Source organism: Lysobacter sp. A289 (assembly GCF_054072675.1).
This window is the reverse complement of sequence record NZ_JBSVRN010000001.1, coordinates 2476567-2502310: the sequence shown is the minus strand read 5'-3', so window position 1 is coordinate 2502310 and position 25744 is coordinate 2476567. Positions and strand designations below refer to the sequence as shown.

The following is a 25744-nucleotide window of genomic DNA, read 5'->3' as shown; positions in this document are numbered from 1 at the left end:
CTCCGTGCTATCGCAATGGCACAACGTCCGCGCCCGGCGCAGCGACACTGGTACCGATTGCCAACTGCTCCAGGCCTTCACCCAGCAACAGGCGTGCGACCGACGCACGCTCCGGCAGCGGCCGGTCGTGCAGCGCGTCCAGCAGCCAGCCAATCGACCGGCAGCGGGCGTCGGCGTCAGTGCCATTCAAACCAGCGACAAACCCGTCATTGACCAGCGCCGCGCGTACCCCGGCAGCTTTCAGTGACTGCCGTGCCACCGTCTCGTCGTAAGGCTGTACCGGCGCCTGCATGGCCGCGACAAACACATTGGCCACTGCGGTGGCGAAGCGATCCTGGTTGGCCGGCCCCAGCCGGTTAGCGATCGCGTTCAGCCCGGCCAGGCTGCGGTCCGTGCCGGGATCGAACAACTGGCACAACGCGGCGGCTTCCTCCGGGCTACGGGTGCTTGCGTGAGCCGCCTGCAACAGTCCGTCAATGGCCGGGTCCGGCGCGCGACGCAGCAACTCGCGGCCGTCGGCCACCAGCACACCCGGATCAAACCCCCACTGTTCAATGACGCTGGTGGGCGCGTCCTGCGCGCGCACCGGCAGCAGACTGCTGACCAGCAGGGTCAGGACGGAAGTCGCCAAGGCTATGGAGGTTGGGCTGAACATGCTCGACTCGTTGCGTGGCGTGACGTGTGAACGAATCTAGCGGCCCGCGGCTGAACGCAACGTGCGTTCCAAGCGCCGCGCGACGCGTTCTAGCCGCCGCGCTGCGCGCTTTAAGCGCCGCGCTCGCTTCGCAAGTCCTGGATGGCACGCCGGTCACCCGCGGCGTTGCGGGCCGCTACCCAACTGGAGCCGATAATGCCGACGATCACGATCCCCGCGCCCCACAACGCCAGCCCTTGCGGCCAAGCCTCGCCCAGCCAGAGCACCCCCATGATGGTGGCGAACAGGATCTCCGCCCCCTGCATCGCCTCGACCGCCGCCAGGCCCGTCGCGGTGTCGCGAACCATGCCGGTGGCCTGGAAAAACAGCACGGTGGCGATGATCCCGGCGCCCACTGCTACCCCGGCCGCCAACCACACCTGGTCGACGGGTGGCAGTCCGGCCTGGCTACCGGCATACAACGCCACCAGCAGCCACGCCGGCTGGCTGGCCAAGGTCAGTCCAAATACGCGCTGGGTGGCATTGAGCTCCGGGACACCGGGTTGGGCCACCCGCTCCAGGTGCAGCAACAAACCACGGTTGCCCAGCGGAAAGGCCACCGCGGCGATCACGACGCAGAACAAGGCGATCCAACCGTCGCGATCCAGACCCCCTCCGCTGACGCCAAACTGCATCAGCAATACGCCCGACACCACCACCAGTCCGGTGCCCAGTGCAGGCAGCGGAATGCGCGCACGTTCGTCGGAGTACAACAGCGGAGCGCACAACATCCCGGCAATCACGGTCAGCATGAAGGTGCCGGCCACCAGCCATGACGGTCCGCTGGCGGCGGCGTAGCTCAGGCCCATGTAGAACAACACGAACCCCACCGTGCTCCAGCCCAACCACGGCCACGGATGCGCCCGGATCGCCTGCCACACCGGCTTGATCCCGCCCTGCCAGTGCATCAACGGCAGCATCAGCGGCAAGGCGATCAGGTAACGCAGCGCGGCCGTCCACGCCCAGTGCCCACCGCTGGTTGCCGCCGCCCGGTTGAGCACATAGGTGGAGGTGAAAAACAGCCCCGACAGCAACGCTATCGCGACCGCAAGCAACGTCAATTTGCGCTGATTCAACGGCCAGGCCCGGAGCGCTTGCGAACCTGGATGGTCGACAGTGGCACCTGTACTTCGTCGACCCCATCGACCCGGATCGGCGCACCCGGCGGCGGGCCCCAGGCGTGGGCGTAGATCACCTCCCAGGTGGCCGGCAGCTGGCCATCGGCCCCGCGCAATGCCTCGTAGGCCCGGCAGGCCCGAGCAAACCTGGCACGGCCGGTAAGGCTGCGGCGACGCGTGGCCAGCGCGTTCGTGGCACCGAGCGCCTGCAGCTCGCGCATCAGACTGGCCAGGTCGGGGTGGCCGAGGCGGAACTCGTCCCGGTCCAGCACCGGGTCCTTGAAACCGGCCGCGATCAGCGCATCACCGAAGGGGCCGATCGCGGTGAACGGGCTCACGTGCGGCGCCTCATCCGCGTCGGCAAACGCCTGCCGCAACTCGATCAGGGTATCCATGCCGAACGTCGACACCAGCATCAGGCCACCGGGCTTGAGTACCCGCCGGATGCCGGCGAACACCGCCGGCAGGTCCTCGACCCATTGCAGGCACAGATTGGAAAACAGCACGTCGACGCTGCGGTCGGCCAGCGGCAGCGCGCGCGCGTCGGCGCAGACCGGAACCGGCTTGTTCGCAAACGGATTGAGGCGTGGCAGCCCGGCCGTGCGCCCGGCGGCACTTACCTGCGCCAGCATCCCCGGGGCCGCGTCGATCGCCAGCACCCGCGCCTTCGGCCAGCGCTTCTGCAACGTCGCCGACATATGCCCCGGCCCGCAGCCCAGGTCGACCACGACCTTTGGCGGCGCCAGTGCGAGCGCGGGGTCATCGAGATAGTCCAGCGACTCGGCCAGCCGTGACGCCACTTCGCGTTGCAACGCGGCGGCGGAATCGTAGTCACCTGCGGCGCGCGAGAACGCGCGGCGCACCTGGCGATGGTCAAACAAGCCGTTCATGCCGGCTGCTCCGTATGGATCGATTGCATGAACGCGTCGATCTCGGTTGCGACTTCATCGGCGGCGCCCAGGAACGGCGCGTGACCGGCATTGCCAATCACCACGCTGCGCGCATTGGGCGCCAACGCGGCGGCGGCCGGCATCGCGGTGGCGGGAACCAGGCGGTCCCGGCGGCCGGACAACCACAGGCTGGGCACCTGCAGGTCCGCCAGTTCGGCACGCATATCCACCGAGTCCAGCAGGCGCAAGCCCTCCAATAGCGCGCGCGGCGCCGGCTCTCCGCGCTCGAACGCCTGGGTCTTCAGCTCACGCAGTTCCTCTTGCGCGCTGCTGGAGCCCAGCGCCTCCAGCGCCAGGAAGCCCTCCAGGGTGCCGCGAAAATCACGCTTCAATGCTTGCCCGAAGTCCGCAAACAGCTCGCGCCCGACTCCGTGCGGCCAGCTGTCATCGTCACTACGCACGAAGCGCGGCGAGGAGGCGACCATCACCAGGCCGCGGACGTTGTCGGGGTGGTCCAGTGCGGCACGCATCGCCACCTGGCCACCCAGTGACCAGCCCAGCCAGACCGCATCCGGCACTCGCGCCACCAGCGCTTGCGCCAATGCCGCCGGCTCCAGGCTGCTGGCGTCGTCGCGGGAATGACCGTGACCGGGCAAGTCGACGCTATGGAGCGTATAGCGTCCGGCCAGCCGGTCGACCAAGGGGGCGAACAGGCCGCCGTGCATCGCCCAGCCGTGGATCAGGCCGAGTGCCGGGCCGTGCCCGCGGGTTTGAATGTGCATGGTGTTCTTGCGGCTACCGCGGCTGGAGTGAGGAGAGGGTCGAGTGCATTGCCGCTCGCGCTACGCCATCGCCCCGGCCTGGATCGCGGCAACCCGCGCTTCCGCCTCGGCGCGGTCCCGGGCCCGAAGCAACGCCTCGACCAGCCCGTCGATATCGCTGCTGGCATGCAGCGCCGACAAGGTTACCCGCAGCCGCGCGCGACCGTCGGGAACCGTGGGCGGCCGGATCGCGGCGACCCAGTAACCCTCGCGCTCCAGGGCGGCGGCCATCGACAGCGCACGCGCATCGTCACCGACCAGTACCGGCTGGATCGGCGTGTCCGACGGCAGCAGTGTCAGCCCGGCGCTGCGCGCACGAAAGCGGAAATGGGCCGCCAGCTCGACCAGCTTCTCGCGCCGCCAGTGCTCCTTGCGGGCCAGCCGCACCGCCGTCAGGCTGGCAGCGGCCTGGGCCGGCGGCAACGCGGTGGTATAGAGATAGGGCCGCGCGGTTTCCGCCAGGTGCTCGATCAAGGCATGGTCACCCACTACCGCTGCGCCGTAACTGCCCAGCGCCTTGCCCAGGGTCGCCAGTTGCAGCGGGACCTGTTTCACCGACAAACCCGCTTCGGCCACGCTGCCTTGCCCATCGGGCCCCAGCACGCCAATGCCGTGGGCATCGTCGACATACAGCAGCGCGTTCTGGACGCGCGCGACCAACGCCAGCTGGCGCAGCGGCGCGACATCGCCATCCATGCTGAACACGCCATCGGTGGCCAGCATCGCAACGCCGTTGGGCAGGTTGCGCAACTGGCGGATCGCGCCCTCCGCGTCGGCGTGTGGATAACGCCTCAGGTGGCAACCGGCCAGGCGCGCCGCATCGATCAGGCTGGCGTGGTTGAGGCGATCCTGGACGCAGATATCCTCGTCGCCGAGCAACGCCTGAACCACCGCCAGGTTGGCCAGAAACCCGCTGCCGAACAGCAGGGCCTGCGGCGCGCCGAGCCAATCGGCCAGCTCTTTCTCCAGCCGGTCGTGCAAGTCGTGGTGGCCGCAGACCAGGTGCGACCCCAGACCACCGGCGCCCTCGCGCGCCGCCGCATCCTGCAGCGCACCGACTACGGCGTAATGCTGGGACAGCCCAAGGTAATCGTTGCTGCAGAAATTCAGCAGTTGGCGGCCATCGACGATGCAACGTGCGCCATCGCGATGGCTGACCACGCGCCGGATCCGGCTACGCGACGCGGCGACCCGCGCCAGACGCGCAGCCTCGATGCGTTCACGCCAGGACGCACGCGCCATGTTCAGACTACGCCGGCGGTGCGGACGGTATCCATGCCGGGAAGTGTATCCCGGGTTTCAATCTCGATGTGGCCTGTCTCGACGCGGCTTGTCTCGACGCGGCCTGTTTCGACGATGTCCGCGTGCACGGTCACGCCCGGCGGCGGCGGCGGCTCGACGACCGGCATCGGCCGCAGACCCAGCCGCTCGAACAAGGCCAGGTCGCGGTTGGTCTCGGGGTTGTCGGTGGTCAGCAACTTCTCGCCGTAGAAGATCGAGTTGGCGCCGGCCACGAAGCACAGCGCCTGCAACTCGTCGGACATCTGCTGGCGCCCGGCGGACAGGCGCACCATCGACAACGGCATCAGCAAGCGCGCCACCGCAATCGTGCGGGCAAACTCGAATGGATCCAGCTCGGCCAGGTTCTTGTCGTCGGCCAGCGGCGTGCCCTCGACCTTGACCAACCGGTTGATCGGCACCGACTCGGGATGCGACGGCAGGTTGGCCAGCGTCTGCAGAAGGCCGGCGCGCTGGTCGCGCGATTCGCCCATGCCGACGATGCCGCCGCAGCAGGTCTTCAGGCCGACGTCACGGACGTGGGCCAGCGTATCCAGCCGGTCCTGGTAGTCACGGGTGTGGATGATTTCGTTGTAGAACTCCGGCGCGGTGTCCAGGTTGTGGTTGTAGTAGTCCAGCCCGGCCGCTTTCAACGATTGTGCCTGGCCGCCGCTGAGCATCCCCAGCGTCGCGCAGGTTTCCAGCCCGAGCGCCTTCACCTCGCGGATCATCGCGGCGACCTTCGGGATGTCGCGGTCGGCCGGCGAGCGCCACGCCGCGCCCATGCAGAACCGCGACGCGCCGGCCGCCTTGGCCGCGCGCGCCTTGTCCAGCACCGCGTCGGTCGACATCAGCTTCTGCGCGTCCACCCCGGTGTGATAACGCTGCGCCTGCGGGCAGTAGGAGCAATCCTCGGGGCAGCCGCCGGTCTTTACCGACAACAAGGTGCTGACCTGGACCTCGTTGGGGTCGAAGTTGGCGCGATGCACGCTGGCCGCACGGAACAGCAACTCGGGAAACGGCAAGTCGAACAGGGCGCGTACTTCCTTGCGGCTCCAGTCATGACGGATCTGAGGCGGCGCGACAGCTGGATCGCGGGCGGTGGCTTCACTGACAGCAGGCATGGCGGCTTTCCGGCAGATGACGACAAGGCTAACGTGGCAGTCTGGAAAGCATGGCCGGCGCTGTCAACCAACTATCTTCAAAAAAAGTTGACAACCACCCACAACGCAAGACCAGCCGGCAAGCACGCTGCAGGTGGTGCCAACGCGCCACCATGCATCGCCCAGCCGCCCGCGCGCTGGCGTGCGCTGTATCGATGACTGGCACCAGCGACCGTCGCACTCTGGCCCTATGATCGCCAGCGTGGCCCTCGCAATCTGGCCCCATAGCCCGAGGAGCCTGGACCGTGACCGACCACACCCAACTGCAACAGCGCCGCATCGCCGCAATTCCCCGCGGGGTGGCGACCGCGATGTCGAACTTCGCCGACCGCGCCGAGAACGCCGAGCTGTGGGATACCGACGGCAAGCGTTTCGTTGATTTCGCCGGCGGCATCGCCGTGCTCAACGTCGGCCATCGCCATCCAAAAGTGATGGCGGCGGTGCGCGACCAGTTGGACCGCTATACCCACACAGCCTTCCAGGTCATGGCGTACGAGCCGTACGTGGCGCTGGCCGAACGCCTGAACGCGCTGGCGCCGATCGACGGCCCGGCCAAGACCATCCTGTTCTCCACCGGCGCCGAGGCGGTGGAGAACGCGGTCAAGATCGCCCGCGCCGCGACCGGTCGCCGGGCGGTGATCGCCTTCTCCGGAGGCTTCCACGGCCGCAGCTTCATGGCGATGGCGATGACCGGCAAGACCGTGCCGTACAAGCGCGGTTTCGGCCCCCTGCCGGGCGACGTCCACCACCTGCCGTTCCCGGCCGCGCACACGGGCGGCACCGTGGAAGAGAGTCTGGCTGCGCTGCATGCCCTGTTCCGCACCGAGGTGTCGCCCGAGGACGTCGCGGCGATCGTGATCGAGCCGGTTCAGGGCGAAGGCGGCTTCCTGCCCGCGCCGGCCGAGCTGATGCTCGCGTTGCGACGGATCGCCGACGAGCACGGCATCGTGCTGGTCGCCGACGAGGTCCAGACCGGCTTCGGCCGCACCGGGCGCATGTTCGGCATCGAACACACCGGCGTCCGCCCCGACCTCATGGTCGTGGCCAAGTCGCTTGCCGGCGGCTTCCCGCTGTCCGGCGTGATCGGCCGCGCGGCGCTGATGGACGCGGCCGAACCCGGCGGCTTGGGCGGCACCTATGCCGGCTCGCCGATCGCCTGCGCGGCCGCGCTGGCGGTGCTGGACGTCATCGAGGAAGAGGCGCTGCTCGAGCGCGCGCAAGTCCTGGGCAAGCGGGTCGAGGAGCACCTGGCGGCATTCGCCCAACGCGACGACCTGCGGCCGACGGGCAACGTCCGCGGCCTGGGCTCGATGCTCGCCTTCGACCTGCTGGCCAAGCGCGGCGACGCCGAGCCCGATCCGGCCGCGACCCGCGCGGTACTGCAGCGTGCGCATGCGCTGGGCCTGGTGCTGCTGGGCTGCGGTGGCCAGGGTGAATCGATCCGGCTGCTGTACCCGCTGACGATCACCGACGCCGTCTTCGACGAGGGCATGGCGCTGCTGGAGAATTCCCTGAAGGCCGACTGACGATGCGATGAAGAACGAGCCCTGCACCGCCGACCTGCTGTCCATCACCCTGGATCCTGGCAGCCCGCTGAGCCTGCAGCAGCAGCTGCGGCAGCAGGTCACCGATGCGATCCTTCGCGGTGCCCTGAGACCCGGGCGGCGACTGCCGTCCTCGCGCCTGCTGGCCGAGCGGATCGGCGTGTCGCGCAACACCGTCAGCCTCGCTTATGACGCGCTGCTCGCCGAGGGCCACCTGAGCAGCCGCCCGCGCAGCGGCCTGTACGTGTCGGCGCGCGCACCCGGACCGGTGGTGGGCCGGGCGGCGCGCGGCATCGAACCGCCATCGCCACTGACCTCGCGCCTGCCTCCGGCACCGGAGGAGGATGGCTTCCGGTGTCCGCAACACTGGCACCGCTACCCGTTCCCGTTCATCGACGGACGCGTGGACCGGGAGTTGGCGCCGGTGGCCGAGTGGAGCGAGGCGATCCGCCTCGCGGGCTCGCGCCACGAGGTCGTGGAATGGCCGCTCGAAGCCGGCAGTCGCGACGATTCGATGCTGGTGGAGGAAATGCGCGGCAAGGTGCTACCCATGCGCGGCATCGAAGCCGGCGCCGACGAACTGCTGATGACGATCTCGGCCGCTCAGGCGCTGTATCTCGCCGCGGAGATCCTGATCCGCCGCGGTACCCGGGTGGCACTGGAGCGGCCGATCGATGCCGAGTTCGAACGCCGACTGCGCCGGCGCGACGTGGAAGTCACGATCCTCGACCCGGCCTCGCGCGAGCCGCTGCCGGCCGGCGTGGTGGTGGTCACCAGCGCGCGCCACGGCATCGCGGCCGAGTCGAGTTATCCGCGTGAGCTGCTCGAACGCGTCGCCGCAGCGGACGGGCTGCTGATCGAGCAGGATGTCCCGGCCGGCGTGCAGGACGGCGGCCGCGTCGCACCGGCACTGCGCGCGCTGGATCAGCAAGGCCGAGTGGTCTACGTCGGCAGCCTGGCGCCGTCGGCCTCCTGCGGCGAACCTCCAGGCGTGCTGGTGGCACCGGCAGCCTTAATCGAGCGCGCGCGCCGGCTCCGTCGCCACCAGGGCGCAGTGCCACCGCGCGTGTTGCAGCGCGCATGGGCCTACTTCATCGGCCTGGGGCACTACTCGGCGTCGCTGGTGCGCGCCGGCCGCATCCTGGCCGAACGTCGCACCGCGCTGCGCGACGCACTCAACCATTACCTGCACGAGATGGTCAGCATCGAGACCTCGCCCGGTGCCAGCGCGTACCGGGTGAGTTTCGGCACCGACATGGACGCGCGCGAACTGGCGCGCCAGGCGGCCCTGATCGGCGTGCTGGTCGAGCCGATGCGCTACGCCGACGGCCGCGAGGCACTGTGCATGGGCGTAACCGGCATCACCGCCTCCCGCATCCGCGAAGGCGTGCGCCACCTGGCGCACCTGGTCCGCGGCGACCTGGCACCAGCCTCGCGCCGCATCGGGGACGAGACCGCGGCGCCGGTGGCCGGCAGGGCGCTGCGCCGGGCCATGGCCGGCAGCACCCTGCTCTACAGCACCGTCTACGGCGAGCCCTGCACGCTGGAGATCCACACCACCGGCGGTCTGTCGGGTACCGCCGGCTACACCGACGAGGACTGCGACCAGGGCCACTGGTGGGTTGAGGGTGGCCGCTGGTACCGGCAGTGGCGGTCCTGGGCCTACGGCGAGGCGTCCGGCTTCACCGTGGTGCTGGACGGCGACCAGGTGCGCTTCTATGGCGACGACGGCCTGCTGGTCGACACCGCGGTGCTGACCCGGAAGACCCCGGCGCACCGGCGCAGGTGAGCCCACTGGCTCCACCGCTTGTCCCCAACTGGATCTAAGCGCAGCCGCAATGCCGGGCCTACCGTCGGGCATATCGACATCGAACAGGATCACGCCTTGGGGAACCGAAACTCTTCACCCTCCTTCGGAATTGCCGGACTCCAGCTCGACCTCGCGTCGGGCGACAACCTGGAGCGGATCGCGAAGGAGGTCTCCCAGGTCGCCAGGCGCTTCCCCTGGGTGAGGATGGTGCTGCTGGGCGAGCTGGGCTGCTTTGGTGCCAACACCAGCCACGCGCAGTGCCTGCCCGGTGACGCCGAAGAGATCCTGCGCGGCATCGCCCGCGACAACGGCCTGTGGCTGATCCCCGGCTCGCTGTACGAGCGCGACGGCGACAAGGTCTACAACACCACCCCGGTGATCGACCCCGAAGGGAACGTCATCGCGCGCTACCGCAAGATGTTCCCGTTCGCGCCCTACGAGCGCGATGTCGCGCCCGGCAGCGAGTTCGTGGTGTTCGACGTGCCCGGCGCCGGCCGCTTCGGCGTGTCGATCTGCTACGACATGTGGTTCCCGGAGACCACGCGATCGCTGGTCGCCATGGGCGCGGAGGTGATCCTGCACCCGACGCTGACCAACTCCATCGACCGCGAGGCGGAGCTTGCGATCGCCCGCGCCAGCGCGACCACCAACCAGTGCTATTTCGTCGACATCAACGTCACCGGCCAGCTCGGTGTCGGCCGCTCGGTGGTCTGCGGGCCCGGCGGCGAGGTCATCCACCAGGCCGGCAGCGGGCGCGAGGTGATCGCGTTCGAGGTCGATTTCGCCCATGTGCGCCGCTGCCGCGAACGCGGCTGGAACGGGCTCGGGCAGCCACTGAAGAGCTTCCGCGACAGCACTGCCGTGTTTCCCGCCTACGGCGCCGCGTCGGCGCCCTCGACCGCACTGGACGCGCTCGGGCCGCTGCAACTGCCCGGGGCCGAATGAGCCCGCAACCCATCCGCCACGTTTCCAAATTCTTGCCTGGGGAGGCCGAGAACATGAACGCAACGCACACACGCAAGACCCTGCCGCACCACTATCGCCCTCGCTGTTCTCCGCTCGCCGTCGCGATCATGGTCGGACTGCTGGCGCAGGCGCCCGCGTTCGCACAGCAGGCGCCACCGGCCGACGAACCGGCCAGCACGCCTACCGAGCTCGACACCATCGTGGTGACCGCACAGGGACGCGAGCAGGACATCCTGACGGTGCCCTACAACATCAGCGTGGTGTCCGGCGAGGCGATCGAGAACCGGCACATCCTCGACACCGCCGAGCTGATGCGCAGCGTCCCCGGCGTGGCCGTGGTCGACCGCGGCGCGCGCAACTCCAGCGTGGTCAGCGGCATCCGCATCCGCGGCCTCAACGTCGACAGCTCGGCGCTGGGCGACTACGCGGTCTCGGCGATGTCGCCGGTGGCCACGTACATCGACAAGACCCCGCTGTTTGCCAACTTCCTGCTCTCCGACATCGACCGCGTCGAGGTGCTGCGCGGACCGCAGGGCACGCTGTACGGCTCGGGCGCGCTGGGCGGCGCGGTGCGCTTCCTGCTGCGCCAGCCCGAGCTGGATACCTGGGAGGCGCGGGCGAGCGTCAGCGCGTCGAGCGTCGACAACTCCGGCGGCATCGGCTGGTCGGGATCGGGGACACTCAACGTCCCCGTGTCGGACACCGTGGCCATGCGCTTCAACGTCACCGGCAACGACTTCGCGGGCGCCACCGACTACCGCAACGTCTACCGCCTGGACGGCGACGGCGTTCCGACCGCCCCGGACGGCATCCTCGCCCCGACGGCCGAGTACGAGAACGCCCGCGACGCCGACACCGTGCGCCAGAACTATGGCCGCGCCTCGCTGCTGTGGAAACCCAACGACGCCTTCGACCTGACCCTGAGCTACATGGCCCAGGCCGACCGCTTCGGCGGCCGCCGCGCCACCAGCCTGGGCAGCGACGGCTGGGGCGAGCCCTACGGCGACCTCGAGGTCGGCTCGGTGCAGCGCGAACCGGCCGCGCGCCACGTCAACCTCACCAGCCTGGAGGCCAACGTCGACCTCGGCTTCGCCACGCTCACCTCCAGTACTTCGTCCTACAACCACGAGGGCGACATCACCAGCGAGAACACCGGTTTCTACGCCCAGAACGGCTGGCTCGGCTTCTACTACAACTACCCGCGGCCGCTGGCCACCGCGGACCGCAGCTACGGCGAAAAGGCGTTCACCCAAGAGCTGCGCCTGATCTCGAAGACCGATGGTGCGTTCGACTACGTCGTCGGCGCCTATTACCAGGATCAGGACCGCTTCGCGACCCAGATCAGCTACCTGCGCGGCTTCAAGAACTGGTGGGACGCCGCCTTCCCGGGCGCGGAGGGCGCGGTGATCAGCGACGTCGACTACGACTACCGCCAGGACGAGAACTTCAAGGAGACCGCGGTCTACGGCGAGCTGACCTGGCACGCCACCGACAGCCTGCAGTTCACCGGTGGCTTCCGCCACTTCCGCCACGAGGCGGAGACCGACGTCGCGCAGACCACAAGCAACTGGGCGTCGCTGGTCGACAGCTCGCAATCGCACGGCGAAGAGAGCGACACCCGCACCCTGTTCAAGGGCAACGCGTCGTGGTTCTTCAGCGCCGACAGCCAGCTTTACGCCACCATCTCGGAAGGCTACCGCCGCGGCGGCACCAACGGCACGCCGACCACCGGCAACTTCGCCGAGGACCCGGCCTGGACCACCTACAAGTCCGACACCGTGCGCAACCACGAGCTGGGCGTGAAGGGCCGCATCGGCCGCAACACCTACAACGCCAACGTGTTCTACGTCGACTGGGAGGACCCGCAGATCAACAGTTCGACCACGTGGTGGGGCTTCTTCGCGGTGCAGAACGCGGAGAAGGCCAGCACCCGTGGCGTCGAGCTGGAACTGTCCGGCGGCCTCGGCGAAGGCTTCAACTACAGCCTGGGCTATACGTATACCAAGGCGCAGCTGGAGGCCGATGCCATCGCCGCCGACGGTGCCTACCTCTACGGCTACAAGGGCGACTCGCTGCCCGGGGTGCCCGAGCACCGCTTCAACGCCGCCGGCAGCTATGGCATCCCGCTCGGCCGCGGCCTGCTGACGCTGCGCGGCGACGCCTACTACCAGTCGGAATCCGAGAATGCGCTCAGCCTCAACCCGAAGTTCCAGCGCACGCTCGACGGCTTCCCGATCTTCAACGCGTCCGCCACGTACAGCGTCGACAACTGGGACGTGACACTGTGGATGAAGAACCTCGCCAACGAGGAAGGCATCAGCGGCCTCTACACCGAGGAATACATGGGCACGGCACCCGCGGAGGGCTACTTCGGCAACGGCTCCAAGGCGCTGATTGCACTGCCGCGCACCGTGGGCGTGACGATCGGCTACCGTTTCTGACATGAGTGCAGGCCGGCCAGACCAAGCGGCGGACACCGCCGCGGCCGAAGCGCTGCAGCGGATCGACGACTTCCATCGCGCGGGCTATGCCGCCACGTGCATCGCGGCGATGGATGCGCTGGCGGCCGAGGCCGATGGCCAGCCGGATGTGCTGCAAGAGCTCGGCCTGCGCTACACCCTGCTCGGCCTGTTCCATGAGGCCGAACGCTGCTACGCACTCGCGGTCGCGCAGCGCCCCGACGATCCGTCCTGCCTCTACAACCACGCCACCACGCTGATCGCGCTGGGCCGGCTGGACGAGGCGGAGGCGGCGCTGGATCGGGTGATCAAACTGGCGCCCGGCGACGGCGACGCCTGGTACAACCGTTCGACGCTGCGCCGGCAGACGCCGCAGCGCAACCACGTGGCCGACATCGAGGCCCAGCTCGCGCAGATCCCCGACGCCGATCCTGCCGTCGTGCCGTTGTGCCACGCGCTGGCCAGGGAGCGCGAGGATCTGGGCGAGCACGCCGCTTCGTTCGCGGCGCTGAAGCGCGGTGCCGGCGCACGCAGGCGCCGGCTGCAGTACCGGGTCGAGGACGACCTCGACACCATGCGGCTGATCGCCGACACCTTCGACGCCGATTTCTTCGCGCGCCAGCACGCCGGGCACGACGACGCCAGGCCACTGTTCGTGGTCGGCCTGCCGCGCAGCGGCACCACCCTGGTCGACCGCACCCTCAGTTCGCACGGCGCGGTGACCAGCCGCGGCGAAAGCGCCGACCTGGCGCAGACGGTGGTGCGCCTGGCCGGCCCGGCCAGCGGCAAAGCCGAGCTGGTGCGACGCTCGGCGCAGATGGACTTCGCCGCACTTGGCCGCGCCTACTGCGGCACCCTGCTGGCCGGCGAACACGCCCGCGTGATCGACAAGACGCCGGGCAACGTCCTCTACCTCGGGTTGATCGCCGCGGCGCTGCCGCAAGCGCGCATCGTCCACCTGCGGCGCAACCCGATGGACGCCTGCTACGCCATGTACAAGACGCTGTTCCGCATGGCCTATCCGTTCTCCTACGACCTCGACGACCTCGGCCGCTACTGGCTCGGCCACAGCGCGCTGATGGCGCACTGGCGGCGGGTGCTGCCCGCGGAGCGCTTCCTGGAGGTCGACTATGAGGACCTGGTGGCCGACCACGAGGCCGTGAGCCGTTGCCTGGTCGCCCACGCCGGCCTGGGCTGGGACGATGCCTGCCTGGCCTTCGACCGCAACCCGCAGCCGACCCTGACCGCCAGCGCGGCGCAGGTGCGGCAGCCGGTCTACCGCTCCTCGGTCGGGCTGTGGCGGAACCACGAACGCGAACTCGCGCCGCTGCGGCGGCGTTTTGAAGATGCCGGCGTGCCGATCGGCGAACGCATGATCGACAACCGCAAGGATCCCGCCGCATGACCGCCACCGCGAACACGCCCAGCATCACCATCGACGCCCCCGTCGCACAGGCCCCGGATCGGCTCTGGCTGTACGCCCTGCTGGCGCTGGTGGCCACCGCCGGCTTCTTCTACGTCAACATCATGTCCGCGATCGTCGATGGCCTGATCACCGGACTGGGGTTCAGCAACGCACAGGCCGGCACCGTCGGCGCGGCCAACATCTACGGCGCCAGCGTCGGCAGCTTCATCGCGGTGCTGCTGGTACGGCGCGTGCGCTGGCGGCCGACGCTGTTCGCGCTGCTGTCGCTGCTGCTGCTGCTCGACCTGGGTTCGTTGGCAATCCACGGCGCCGGCCCGCTCACCGCGATGCGCGCGCTGCACGGGCTGGTCGGCGGCATGGCGGTCGGCGTCGCCTATTCGGTGATGGCCAGGACGCATTCGCCGGACCGCGCGTTCGGCATGCTGCTGCTGGTGCAGTTCGGCCTCGGCGGACTGGGGGTGATGTTCCTGCCCACGCTGGTGCCCGAGTTCGGCACGCGGATCCTGTTCCTGTCGCTGGCGGCACTGACCGCCTGCGCGCTGGTCGCGATCTTCGCGATTCCGCATCTGGCTGACTCGCGTCCGGCCGCCGACGGCGCCGTCGCGCAGCGCATGTCCAGCACCGCGCGCACCACCGCGCTGCTGGCATTGCTGGCGCTGTTTCTGTTCCAGGCCGGCAACATGGCGCTGTCGGCCTTCATCATCCGCCTGGGCGAGCATTTCGAGCTCGGCCGCGGCTTCATCGGCCAGGCCCTCGGCTGGGCTACGTGGGTCGGCGCCGCGGGCGCGGGTCTGGTGATCTTCATGGGCACCCGTTTCGGCCGCCTGCGCCCGATGCTGGTGGCGATGCTGCTCACCCTGGCCGGCACCGCCGGCTTCTTCTGGAGCGGCAGTCAGCCGGTGTTCTTCATCGCCAACGTCGGCACCGCGATCACCTGGTCGTTCGTGGTGCCGTACCTGTTCGGCATGCTGTCGCGGCTGGATCTGTCCGGCCGCTTGGCGACGCTGGGCGGCTTCATGTCCAAGCTCGGTCTGGCCTCCGGCCCGATGGTGGCCGGCCTGCTGCTGCACGACGACGACTTCCCCTTGCTGATCGCGTCGGCGATCGTGGCTCTGGCGCTGTCCGGCGTGGCGATGCTGGCCGCCGCACGACGCATTGACCGACTGGAACCCCAGACATGAGCACGCACATGAACGACACGACCTCCTCCTTCGCGCAGTCCCTGTCCGATCCCGACCTGTTGCGCGCGCGCGGCCTGATCGGCGGCGAATGGCGCGACGCCGACGGCGGCGGCACCTGCGAGGTGCGCAATCCCGCAACGGGCGCCGTGCTGGGCACGATCCCGGACATGGGCGCCGGCGAGACCCGCCGCGCGATCGACGCCGCGCACGCCGCGTTCTCGGCCTGGTCGCGCACCACCGCGAAGGAACGCGCCGACGTCCTCAAGCGCATGCACAAGCTGATGCTCGAGCACCAGGATGACCTGGCACGGCTGATGACCGCCGAGCAGGGCAAGCCGCTGGCCGAATCGAAGGGCGAGATCGCGTACGCGGCGGGCTACCTGGAGTGGTTCGCCGAAGAAGCCCGGCGCATGTACGGCGACACCATCCCCGGCCACGCCGCCGACAAACGCATCATGACCCTGCGCCAGCCGGTGGGCGTGGTCGCCGCGATCACGCCGTGGAACTTTCCCTCGGCGATGCTCGGCCGCAAGATCGCGCCGGCGCTGGCCGCCGGCTGCACCGTGGTCTGCAAGCCGGCAACGCAGACCCCGTACTCGGCGCTGGCGTTGGGGGTGCTGGCCGAGCGCGCGGGCCTGCCGCCCGGCGTGCTCAACATCGTCACCGGCCGTGACGCCGCGGCGATCGGCAGCGAGCTGACCGGCAACGCCAAGGTTCGCAAGCTCAGCTTCACCGGCTCCACCGGCGTCGGCAAGAAGCTGATGGCGCAATGTGCCGAAACCATGAAGCGCATCTCGATGGAGCTCGGCGGCAACGCGCCCTTCATCGTGTTCGAGGACGCCGACCTCGACGCCGCGGTGGACGGCGCGATGGCCAGTAAATTCCGCAACACCGGGCAGACCTGCGTCTGCGCCAACCGCCTGTTCGTACACGAGGCGGTGTACGAAGCCTTCGCCGGGAAGCTGGCCGAGGCGATCGCAAAGCTTCGCGTCGGCGACGGCCTGGCCGGCGCTACCGACCAGGGGCCGCTGATCGACGCCAAGGCGCTGGAGAAGGTCGAAGAGCACGTCGCCGACGCACTGGCCAAGGGCGCGCGCGTGGCCATGGGCGGCAAGCGCCACGACCTGGGCGGCACCTTCTACGAGCCGACGCTGCTGCTGGATGCGAAGCCCGACATGCTGCTCGCCCGCGAGGAGACCTTCGGCCCGGTGGCGCCGCTGTTCCGCTTCTCCAGCGAGGACGAAGTGCTCGCGCTGGCAAACGACACCGAGGTCGGCCTGGCCGGCTACTTCTACACCCGCGACCTGGCGCGCGCCTTCCGCGTGGCCGAAGCGCTGGAGTGCGGCATCGTCGGCGTCAACACCGGGCTGGTCTCCACCGAGGTTGCACCCTTCGGCGGCATCAAGGAATCCGGGGTCGGCCGTGAAGGTTCGAAGCACGGCCTCGCCGACTACACCGAGCTCAAGTACGTTTGCATCGGCGGGATCTGATGGCAGCGGCGCGCGCGCTCGCAGGCCTAGTCGCCGGGCTGTCGATGCTCGTCGCCACCAGCGCCGGCGCGCGCGAACTGCTGGACCGCGACACCCTGCTCTCGGGTACCTACCGCCACAGCGTCGACCTGTCCGCGTACGCGCCTGCCGCCGACGCGCTACCGCCGAGCCATCGCTTCGAAGGCCGCCTGCGCCTGTCCGGCCAACCGTCCACGCGCACCCTCGTGGCGCTGGACGGTTTCCTCGGCCACAACGACGTCGAAGCCGCACGCACGCTGCCGCAGGACATCGACATCACCTTCGTGCAGGACGGCAACGCCCTGCTTCCGACGCAACGCGGGCCGATCCCCGGCAGCCATCCCTGGTGGGAGGTGGTGTTCGAAGCCGGACGCGTCTGGGACGAGCCAGGCGACGGCAATTGGACCCGCGCCGCGATCCCCTTCGCGCTGGTGCAGAGGAACGCCAACTGCACCCACAACGGCGTGCTGATGCTGCTGTTCAAGGCCGACGGCGCCGTATCGCACGCCGCCATGCAGGTCAGCAGCGAAACCTGCCACTACCTGCAGCTGGACATGTGGGGCGCGCTGCAGGCGGAGTACACGCCCGAGCCGGTCGCCGGCCGCGATGCGCTGGTCGTGGCCTACCGCGCAGAAGTCGCCGCCCGCCTGCCGGTGCGGTCGCTGTCGGCACTGGCCATCGACCATCCGGGCGTGGATCCGGACGGGTTCGCCATCGGCGCGGCGCGCGGACGCACCACGTACGGCGTCGTGGTCGACGGCGTCCACTACCGCTCCGGATGCGACACCCGCCATGGCGCGTATCCCTACTGCGACGCGCTGGACATCCCATCGTATTCAGTCGCGAAGTCGGCGGTCGCGGGACTCGCACTGATGCGGATGGAACGGCTGCACCCGGGCGTAAAGGACATGCCGGTCGGCCCGTTCACGCACGCCAGCGGCTGTCTCGCCGACAAGTGGGCCGGCGTCAGCTTCCAGCACCTGCTCGACATGGCCACCGGGCAATACGACTCGCCCGCCTACATGGACGACGAGGACGACGCGCGCATGCGCGACTTCTTGGCACCCGACACGCACGCCCACCGGCTCGCCTTCGCCTGCGAGGCCTATCCGCGCCACGCCGCACCCGGCACGCGCTGGGTCTACCACACCTCCGACACCTACCTGCTGGGGACAGTGCTGCAGCAGGCGCTGCGCCGCCTCCCGGGCCGCGAAGGCAACGACATCTTCGACGACGTGCTCTGGGCCGACGTGTTCGCGCCGCTGGGCCTGAGCCCGACCGCGCGCGTCACCCGCCGCAGCTACGATGATGTGCGCCAGCCGCTGTTCGGCTTCGGCCTGACACTGCTCAGCGACGACATCGCCAAGCTCGCGCGCTTCCTCGGCGAACAGCGCGGCCGCATCGACGGCCGCCAGGTTCTCGACGAGGCCATGTTCGAGGCCGCCATGCAGCGCGACCCCGAGCGGCGCGGGCTGCAGGTGGCGACGCTCGAGCGCTACCGCTACCAGCACGGCTTCTGGGCGCGCGACCTGCAGGAAGAACTCGGCTGCGCGCAGCCGACATGGATACCCTTCATGTCCGGCTTCGGCGGCATCACCGTGGCGATGTTCCCCAACGGCGTCGCCTGGTACAACGTGGCCGACGACGGCCTGCTGGCCTCGATCGACTTCGCGGTCCCGGCAGCGGAGGCGTCGAAGCTGGGCCCGATCTGCAGCCAGGAGGGCTGACGGGGCGACCCACTGGCGGGCGAGCGCGACCCAGGCGGCCACCGACAGCCGGCATGGCGGTTTTCCGACAGTCACGACCCAGCCAGCATGGCAGTCTGGAAGTCATGGCCGGAACCATCAATCCAACCCGACCTCGGAAAGACAGCACCCGCAGACGGCTGGCGAACTGGTTGCGCGAAGATGCCCCGCAACTGCTGTGGCCGGGTCGCTGCCTGGTCTGTACCGCACGCGGCACGCGCGGTCTGGATCTGTGCGCCGCGTGCCAGGCCGAACTGCCGTGGCACCGCCATGCCTGTCTATGTTGCGCCTTACCGCTGCCGGCGACGGCGCCCGAGCCCGGCCCACCCGGCGTACTGCCCGCCCCGTCGATCTGCGGCCCCTGTCTAACTCAGCCATCACCGGTGACCCAAACCCATGGCGCCTGCACGTACCACGCGCCACTGGACCGGCTGCTGCCCCGCTTCAAGTTTCATCGCGACCTCGCCGCCGGTCGCCTGCTCGTACACCTGATGGCGCAGGCGTTTGCCCACCTGCCGCGCCCGGTCGCGCTGGTGCCGATACCGCTTCACCACGCCCGGCTGCGCCAACGCGGCTATGACCAGGCGCTGGAGCTGGCCCGGCCGCTGGGGCGGATGCTGGATATCCCGGTATGGGACGACGGTTTGATGCGGCAGCGCGCCACCGCACCGCAGTCCCGCCTGGACGCCGCCGGTCGCCAGCGCAACCTGCGCGATGCATTCACCGTGCGACCCGGCACCCGGCTGCCCGCCCATGTAGCACTGGTTGACGATGTGATGACCACCGGCGCGACGCTGCATGCGGCGGCAACCGCGCTGCGCCGCGCCGGCGTGACACGGGTCGATGCCTGGGTGGCGGCACGCGTGCCTTGATCCCACCTTGGCCATGCATGGCTGGCGTTGCCGGCAGCCGTTATCCGCGCAGTGCGAGGTCCGTCGCGATGCCGGCAAAAATCGCCAGGCCAACCCAATGGTTATGCAGGAAAGCCCGGAACAGGGGCCCGCGCTCGCGGTTGCGCGAAATCCGGAACTCCCATGCCACCAGCACCGCCGCGACCGCCAGCCCGGCCCAATAGGCACCCGCCAGCGACGCGCGCTGACCCACCAGCACCAGCGCCGCGAAGAACATGACGTACAGCACCGCCTGGGCGACCAGGTCGAGATCGCCAAACAGCACCGCGGTGGACTTCGCACCAACCTTGATGTCGTCGTCGCGGTCGACCATCGCGTACCAGGTGTCGTAGGCGGTCGACCACAGGATGTTGGCGATATACAGCAGCCACGCCAGTGCCGGCACCTCGCCGGTCACTGCGGCGAACGCCATCGGGATGCCCCAGCCAAAAGCCATGCCCAGGTAGACCTGTGGCAGGTAGGTGTAGCGCTTGAGGTAGGGGTAGGTTGCCGCCAGCAACAGGCCGATCAGGCTCATCCATACCGTGAGCCGGTTCATCGTCAGCACCAGCGCGAAGGCGGCCAGCATCAGTACCGCGAACAACGCCAGCGCCTCGCGTCCGCGTACTGCGCCGGTCGCCAAGGGCCGTTGCCGCGTGCGCTCCACATGCGGGTCGAGCCAGCGATCGGCATAGTCGTTGACCACGCAGCCGGCCGACCGGGTCAGCCAGACCCCGGCGGTGAACACGAACAACGTCCACAACGGCGGCACGCCCTCGGCGGCCAGCCACAGGCCCCACCAGGTCGGCCACAGCAGCAGCAACCAGCCGATGGGGCGGTCGTTGCGGGTCAGCTTCCAGTACAGCCGCACGCGGGCCTTCCAGGGCGCAACGTGCTCGGGTTCAAAACGCTCGTAGCTCATGGGGCAATTATGGACGATGCCGTCGCGTCGGCACCGCACGACCCGATTTACCGCTAGAATGCCTTCCCCGTACCGTCGGGTTGACCGTAACGCGGTCACAACATGCGCCTGTAGCTCAGCCGGATAGAGTAGTGGCTTCCGAAGCCATTGGTCGGGGGTTCGAATCCCTCCAGGCGCACCAATCTTTTCTGCGACGATTCCGCGCCGGATCTGCAACGAGCCGGCGGGCGTTCCGCTATCCGCTGATCCTTGGCCCACGCGCTGCGCTCCACGTGTGCCTGCACGTTTCACGTCCGGGCGGGATAATGGCCCCCAATGTCTCCCAGCAACACGGAACCGCCATGACCCCGGAACAACTGCTCGCCACCTACGGCCCCCGCGAATCGATGGAGTTCGACATCGTCGTGGTCGGCGCCGGCCCGGCCGGACTGGCCACCGCGATCCGCCTGCGGCAACTGGCCGCCAGCAAGGGCCACGAGGTATCGGTATGCGTGCTGGAGAAGGGCTCCGAGCCCGGCGCGCACATCCTGTCGGGCGCGATCATGGACACCCGCGCGCTGGATGAGTTGTTGCCGGACTGGAAGGAGCGCGGCGCACCCCTGCGGCAGCCGGTGACCCGCGACGAGTTCCTGTTCCTGAGCGAGACCGGATCACTCGCGACGCCGGGCTTCCTGCTGCCGGGCTGTTTCGACAACCACGGCCATTACATCGCCAGCCTGGGCGAGTTCACCCGCTGGCTGGCGACCCAGGCCGAGGGGCTCGGGGTGGAGATCTTCCCCGGCTTCGCCGCCGCCGAAGTGCTCTACGACGAGGCCGGCGCAGTGATGGGCGTGGCCACCGGCGACATGGGCGTGGGCAAGGATGGCGAGCCGACCGCGCAGTTCCAGCGCGGGATGGAGCTGCATGCCAAGTACACGGTGTTCGCCGAGGGCTCGCGCGGCAGCCTGGGCCGGGAGCTGATCGCCAAGTTCGAGCTGGACAAGGGCTGCGACCCGCAGAGTTTCGCGCTCGGCGTAAAGGAGCTGTGGCAGGTCGACCCGGCCAGGCACGAACCCGGTCTGGTGGTGCACACCTCCGGCTGGCCGCTGGACTCGGACACCTACGGCGGCTCGTTCGTCTACCACGCCGAGGACAACAAGGTCGCGATCGGCTTCGTGGTCGGACTGGACTACAGCAATCCGTGGCTGAGCCCGTTCGAGGAGTTTCAGCGCTTCAAGACCCACCCGGCCATCCGGAAATATCTGGAAGGCGGCAAGCGCATTTCCTATGGCGCGCGCACGATCACCGCCGGCGGTTTGCTGTCGCTGCCCAAGACCGTGTTTCCTGGTGGCGCACTGGTCGGCTGCGAGGCCGGCTACCTCAACGCCAGCCGGATCAAGGGCAGCCACGCCGCGCTCAAGACCGGCATGCTGGCGGCGGAAGCGGCGTTTGACGCGTTGTCCGAAGGCCGCTCGCGCGACGAGTTGCTGGCCTATCCGGCCGCGTTCGAGAGCAGCTGGCTGCACGAGGAGCTGAAGCTGTCGAAGAACTTCAAGCAGTGGTTCAAGAAGGGCCGTCTGCTGGCAACGCTGATGACCGGCATCGAGCAATGGCTGCTGCCGAAGCTGGGCATCCGCAACCCGCCGTGGACGATCCACCACGCCAAGGCCGACCACGAGTGCCTGACGCCGGCCGCGCAATCCGAAAAAATCGTCTACCCCAAACCCGACGGCGTGCTGACCTTCGACCGGCTCAGCTCGGTGTTCCTGAGCAGTACCCACCACGACGAGAACCAGCCCAGCCACCTGACCCTCAAGGACGCCAGTATTCCGGTGGAGGTGAACCTGGCCGAGTACGCCGGCCCCGAGGCACGCTACTGCCCGGCCGGTGTGTACGAGTTCGTCGGCGAGGAGGGCCACGAGCGGCTGCAGATCAACGCGGCCAACTGCGTGCACTGCAAGACCTGCGACATCAAGGACCCGACCCAGAACATTGTCTGGGTCACCCCGCAAGGCGGCGACGGTCCGAACTACGCCGCGTTGTGACGACCGGCCGGCACACGGCCCGCGCGCACCGCCTCCCCCTCCTCCGCATTTCGAGAGACCCATGACCGCAATGACCAGCCCCGGCGCCCGTTTCCGCCACGCCCTGACCGAAGAGAAGCCGCTGCAGATCGTCGGCACCATCAATGCCAACCACGCCCTGCTGGCCCAACGCGCCGGCTACCGCGCGATCTACCTGTCCGGTGGTGGTGTCGCGGCCGGCTCGTTGGGCCTGCCGGACCTGGGCATCAACACGCTGGAGGACGTACTGGTCGACGTGCGCCGCATCACCGATGTCTGCGAGCTTCCGTTGCTGGTCGACATCGACACCGGCTTTGGCGCCAGCGCGTTCAACATCGCCCGCACCATCAAGTCGCTGATCAAGGCAGGCGGCGCCGCCTGCCATATCGAAGACCAGGTCGGCGCCAAGCGCTGCGGTCACCGCCCGGGCAAGGAGATCGTGTCGCAGGGCGAGATGGTCGACCGGATCAAGGCCGCGGTGGATGCCAAGACCGACCCGGACTTCTTCCTGATCGCCCGCACCGATGCGATCCAGGTGGACGGCGTGGACGCGGCGATCGAGCGCGCGATCGCGTGTGTCGAAGCCGGCGCGGACGGCATCTTCGCCGAGGCTGCCTACGACCTGCCGACCTACCAGCGTTTCGTGGATGCGGTGAAGGCGCCGGTGTTGGCGAACATCACCGAGTTCGGCCAGACCCCGCTGTTCACCCGCGACGAACTGGCCTCGGTCGGCGTGGCAATGCAGCTGTACCCGCTGTCCGCATTCCGCGCGATGAACAAGACCGCCGAAGCGGTGTACACCGCGATCCGCCGCGACGGCCACCAGAAGAACGTGGTCGAGCTCATGCAGACCCGCGAGGAGTTGTACGAGCGCATCGGTTACCACGAGTTCGAGCGTCGCCTGGACAAGGTGTTCAGCGACGCGAAGTAAATCGCCGTCGGCCGGCTCTACTTTGGATCTAGGGCGCGACAGTATCCGCAGCAAGGCCTGACAAGACTTTGCGAAGATTCTTGACGGCCGGACACTGCGCGACGCCGTGGCGCTGGGCAAGAAACGCAGGATCGTTGTAGCCCAGCCATGTGTGAGCCGACGCGTCCTCCCAGACCAGGGCCTTCAGTGGAAGGTCTATGCCGATGGACTGGGCACATTCCATGAGTGGTGTGCCGCCTTTCGGGTTGCCAAAGATAAGCACTTCCGTGGGGCGTAGTGTCTTGCCTACCGTGGCCGCTCCGGCGGCATGATCAATGCGCGCGAACACTTTGAGGCCATGCTGTTTTGCCAGTTCTTCGAAGCGGTTCATTGTGTCGGCGGCGCTGTGTGGACTCTCGACCACCACGAGGCCGTCTGCAGCTGACGCAAGCGAGGCGAACGAAACAAGGAGAGCGGCGAGCAATGGGCGCAGCAGTTTCATGAGTAGCTCCTATGACATGGGCCAGCAAGCGATACGGCGCGCCCGGCTAAGCCGAGACGCGTCCGATGTGGCGCACGCGGAAGGCCTTACCGTGGCGCGGGCAGCGCAGCGGGAATGATGTAATCGGTGACAAGGTTTTGCAGTGGATACCAAGTGGAGAACTCGCCGTAGCTGCCAGCGGTGATGGCCACGGTCAGATCCAGCTCCGGCACCACGATCACAAACTGGCCGCCGTTGCCCTCTGCGGCGTAGGCGCGGTAATCGTGGCCCTGTACCCGAAAGTGATGCAGATGCCATGCATAGCCGTAGTCGTGATTGGGGCCTAACGTGGTGCGCCGGGTGACGGACGCGTCGATCCAGGCCGCATCGACCAAACGTTGTCCATGCCAGACCCCGCCATCCAGATACAACTGCCCCAGCTTGAGCATGTCGCGCGGACGCAAGCGAATACCGCCGGCCAGGTAGGCATCGTCGTCCGGCATCAGGTTGATGTGATAGCCGTGCATCTGCATCGGTCGCGCGATCCAGTCGCGGAACAAGTCGGTGAGTGGACGACCCGTCGCGTGGCGGACCGCGCCGCCGAGCAGGTTGATGCCAGCCGAGCAGTACACGGCCTTGTCGGCGCCGGGCTTTTGCGCCATCGGCAGGTTCAAGGTGTAGTGGTACCAATCCCGGTCGTCTTGCTGACCCTGCATCGTGTCTTCGCCGCCCGGCGATTCGCTATTGCCGTCGTCACAGGCGAGGCCGGAGTTCATGCTCATCAGGTTGCCTACGGTGATGGCGCGTTTGGCCCCATCCACGTTCGCCAGTTTGTCGTACTGGGGGAACAGCGAAAGCACGGGGGTCTTCGCCGACAGCTCGGCGCCGTGATCAATCGCCATGCCGACCAGCAGGGAAGCGAACGACTTTCCGGCGGAACGCGTGTCGTGCGCCTGTTCGCGCGAGTAGCCGTGGAAATAGGCCTCGAACGCCAGCTTGCCGTGGCGCGCCACCAACAGCCCGTGTACCTGCGGATTGCCCGGTTCGGGCGCGGCGAGCGTATCAACATGCTGCAGCAGCGCGGTCATCGGCGCCAACTGCATGCCCACATCGCCCAGTGTCGCCGTCGTCCAGCCGTCATCGACGGGGACCGGCACCTGGTACGCATTGTGCGCGCCAGCCGGAGTCGTCACGTAGTAGCCGAGCGCATGATCGCGGTCGCGCCGCGTGAACGGAAACACCGCAATGCCTTGCCAGTCCATGCGTAGTTGATCCGTTTCTTCGTCGAATCGGCCGTTCAAGGCCCAGCCCTCGCGTTTCGGGTCAGTCAACACGACCGAATCGCCGTCCACATCCACGTCATAAGCCCGACCGCGACCGAGGTTGTACTCGGGGTTGCTCAGGAAGGCCACAAACGAGTCGTCTGGCGTGCGCTGGATATTGAGGTACTGCGTCAGCCGGTCAACCAGGGGCCGCACCCGGCCAACCCAGACGTGGTCGTGGCCATGCGCCAGGACCACCGGGGTCGCGTAAGCGCTGGCCAGAGTCAGGCCGGGTGGCTGAGTCCAGAAGCCATCGATGTTGCCGTCGACAAGCTGTCCACGAAAGTGGCCCTGTCCGCCGGGCATGGCGAAGCTGACATGATCGCCGTCGCGCACGACCGGGACCGACATTCCACCCACGCTCGCCTGCCACGGTGTCTGTCGCCCATCCACGGTGAGGGTGCCCGCCAACAGCGGGCCGGAAACCGTCTCGTTACCCCACAGTCCGACGACGTCGGGTGGATCAGCCGCACGCGTGGTCGCGGAAATCACCAGCAACAGGCAAAGCAGGGCAACGCGCATCGGCAGCACCTCGGGATGGATGGCAAACCTTGACCGCCACGGCGATCCGGAC

19 protein-coding genes, 1 tRNA gene and 1 pseudogene are annotated in these 25744 nt (G+C 68.5%); 12 read left to right on the top strand and 9 right to left on the bottom strand.

Annotated elements, in window-relative coordinates; genetic code table 11:
- Positions 1–7: 7 nt before the first annotated feature.
- From ACW5DN_RS11580 to bioB, 6 genes and pseudogenes are all read right to left on the bottom strand, one after another.
- Entirely contained in the window at positions 8–655 is a 648-nt protein-coding gene (locus tag ACW5DN_RS11580; protein WP_456962806.1) for a hypothetical protein, read from the bottom strand.
- A 110-nt stretch (positions 656–765) separates the two neighbouring features.
- Positions 766–1770: a multidrug resistance efflux transporter family protein gene (locus ACW5DN_RS11575; RefSeq protein WP_456962805.1), complete on the bottom strand. Its 1005-nt coding sequence runs from the start codon at positions 1768–1770 to the stop codon at positions 766–768.
- Complete coding sequence (bioC, locus tag ACW5DN_RS11570; protein ID WP_456962804.1) at positions 1767–2702, bottom strand: malonyl-ACP O-methyltransferase BioC; 936 nt, start codon at positions 2700–2702, stop codon at positions 1767–1769. Before bioC ends, ACW5DN_RS11575 begins: the two co-directional genes overlap by 4 nt.
- A complete protein-coding gene (gene bioH, locus ACW5DN_RS11565) occupies positions 2699–3484 on the bottom strand; it encodes a pimeloyl-ACP methyl ester esterase BioH (protein ID WP_456962803.1) in 786 nt (261 codons plus the stop codon). Before bioH ends, bioC begins: the two co-directional genes overlap by 4 nt.
- A 60-nt stretch (positions 3485–3544) precedes the next feature.
- Entirely contained in the window at positions 3545–4765 is a 1221-nt protein-coding gene (gene bioF, locus ACW5DN_RS11560) for an 8-amino-7-oxononanoate synthase (RefSeq protein WP_456962802.1), read from the bottom strand.
- A gap of 92 nt (positions 4766–4857) precedes the next feature.
- Positions 4858–5925 (bottom strand): annotated as a pseudogene (bioB, locus tag ACW5DN_RS11555) (biotin synthase BioB); the annotation flags it as partial.
- A 284-nt stretch (positions 5926–6209) separates the two neighbouring features.
- On the opposite strand from bioB, the gene gabT reads away from it, so the two are divergent.
- From gabT to ACW5DN_RS11510, 9 genes are all read left to right on the top strand, one after another.
- Positions 6210–7490, top strand: coding sequence for a 4-aminobutyrate--2-oxoglutarate transaminase (gene gabT / locus ACW5DN_RS11550; protein ID WP_456962801.1), 1281 nt, complete (start codon positions 6210–6212; stop codon positions 7488–7490).
- Positions 7491–7497: 7 nt separating this feature from the next.
- On the top strand, positions 7498–9297 hold the full coding sequence (locus tag ACW5DN_RS11545) for an aminotransferase-like domain-containing protein (RefSeq protein ID WP_456962800.1): 1800 nt from the start codon (positions 7498–7500) through the stop codon (positions 9295–9297).
- A 96-nt stretch (positions 9298–9393) separates the two neighbouring features.
- A complete protein-coding gene (locus tag ACW5DN_RS11540; protein WP_456962799.1) occupies positions 9394–10263 on the top strand; it encodes a carbon-nitrogen hydrolase family protein in 870 nt (289 codons plus the stop codon).
- A gap of 53 nt (positions 10264–10316) precedes the next feature.
- Positions 10317–12725: a TonB-dependent receptor gene (locus ACW5DN_RS11535; RefSeq protein ID WP_456962798.1), complete on the top strand. Its 2409-nt coding sequence runs from the start codon at positions 10317–10319 to the stop codon at positions 12723–12725.
- Position 12726: 1 nt separating this feature from the next.
- Positions 12727–14148, top strand: coding sequence for a sulfotransferase (locus ACW5DN_RS11530; protein WP_456962797.1), 1422 nt, complete (start codon positions 12727–12729; stop codon positions 14146–14148).
- Positions 14145–15350 carry an MFS transporter gene (locus ACW5DN_RS11525; protein WP_456962796.1) on the top strand — a complete coding sequence of 402 codons (1206 nt, stop codon included), beginning with the start codon at positions 14145–14147 and terminating at the stop codon, positions 15348–15350. The genes ACW5DN_RS11530 and ACW5DN_RS11525 overlap by 4 nt, the downstream gene beginning before the upstream one ends.
- Positions 15351–15358: 8 nt before the next feature.
- Positions 15359–16840: an NAD-dependent succinate-semialdehyde dehydrogenase gene (locus tag ACW5DN_RS11520; RefSeq protein ID WP_456962795.1), complete on the top strand. Its 1482-nt coding sequence runs from the start codon at positions 15359–15361 to the stop codon at positions 16838–16840.
- On the top strand, positions 16840–18585 hold the full coding sequence (locus ACW5DN_RS11515) for a serine hydrolase (RefSeq protein WP_456962794.1): 1746 nt from the start codon (positions 16840–16842) through the stop codon (positions 18583–18585). The genes ACW5DN_RS11520 and ACW5DN_RS11515 overlap by 1 nt, the downstream gene beginning before the upstream one ends.
- Before the next feature lie 104 nt (positions 18586–18689).
- Positions 18690–19475 carry a double zinc ribbon domain-containing protein gene (locus tag ACW5DN_RS11510; RefSeq protein WP_456963060.1) on the top strand — a complete coding sequence of 262 codons (786 nt, stop codon included), beginning with the start codon at positions 18690–18692 and terminating at the stop codon, positions 19473–19475.
- Positions 19476–19515: 40 nt separating this feature from the next.
- Here ACW5DN_RS11510 and ubiA read toward each other — a convergent pair whose 3' ends face one another.
- Positions 19516–20415: a 4-hydroxybenzoate octaprenyltransferase gene (ubiA, locus tag ACW5DN_RS11505; protein WP_456962793.1), complete on the bottom strand. Its 900-nt coding sequence runs from the start codon at positions 20413–20415 to the stop codon at positions 19516–19518.
- 104 nt (positions 20416–20519) lie between these two features.
- Between ubiA and ACW5DN_RS11500 the strand changes: the two genes are divergently transcribed.
- From ACW5DN_RS11500 to prpB, 3 genes are all read left to right on the top strand, one after another.
- Positions 20520–20596: transfer RNA gene (locus ACW5DN_RS11500), tRNA-Arg, on the top strand.
- A 160-nt stretch (positions 20597–20756) separates the two neighbouring features.
- Entirely contained in the window at positions 20757–22439 is a 1683-nt protein-coding gene (locus tag ACW5DN_RS11495) for a 4Fe-4S dicluster domain-containing protein (RefSeq protein WP_456962792.1), read from the top strand.
- A 61-nt stretch (positions 22440–22500) separates the two neighbouring features.
- On the top strand, positions 22501–23388 hold the full coding sequence (gene prpB, locus ACW5DN_RS11490; RefSeq protein ID WP_456962791.1) for a methylisocitrate lyase: 888 nt from the start codon (positions 22501–22503) through the stop codon (positions 23386–23388).
- 28 nt (positions 23389–23416) lie between these two features.
- Here prpB and ACW5DN_RS11485 read toward each other — a convergent pair whose 3' ends face one another.
- Both ACW5DN_RS11485 and ACW5DN_RS11480 read right to left on the bottom strand, forming a co-directional pair.
- Positions 23417–23869 (bottom strand): DUF302 domain-containing protein, encoded by a 453-nt coding sequence (locus tag ACW5DN_RS11485; protein ID WP_456962790.1) that lies wholly within the window; start codon positions 23867–23869, stop codon positions 23417–23419.
- Positions 23870–23955: 86 nt separating this feature from the next.
- Positions 23956–25692 (bottom strand): serine hydrolase domain-containing protein, encoded by a 1737-nt coding sequence (locus ACW5DN_RS11480; RefSeq protein ID WP_456962789.1) that lies wholly within the window; start codon positions 25690–25692, stop codon positions 23956–23958.
- Between the last annotated feature and the right edge of the window lie 52 nt (positions 25693–25744).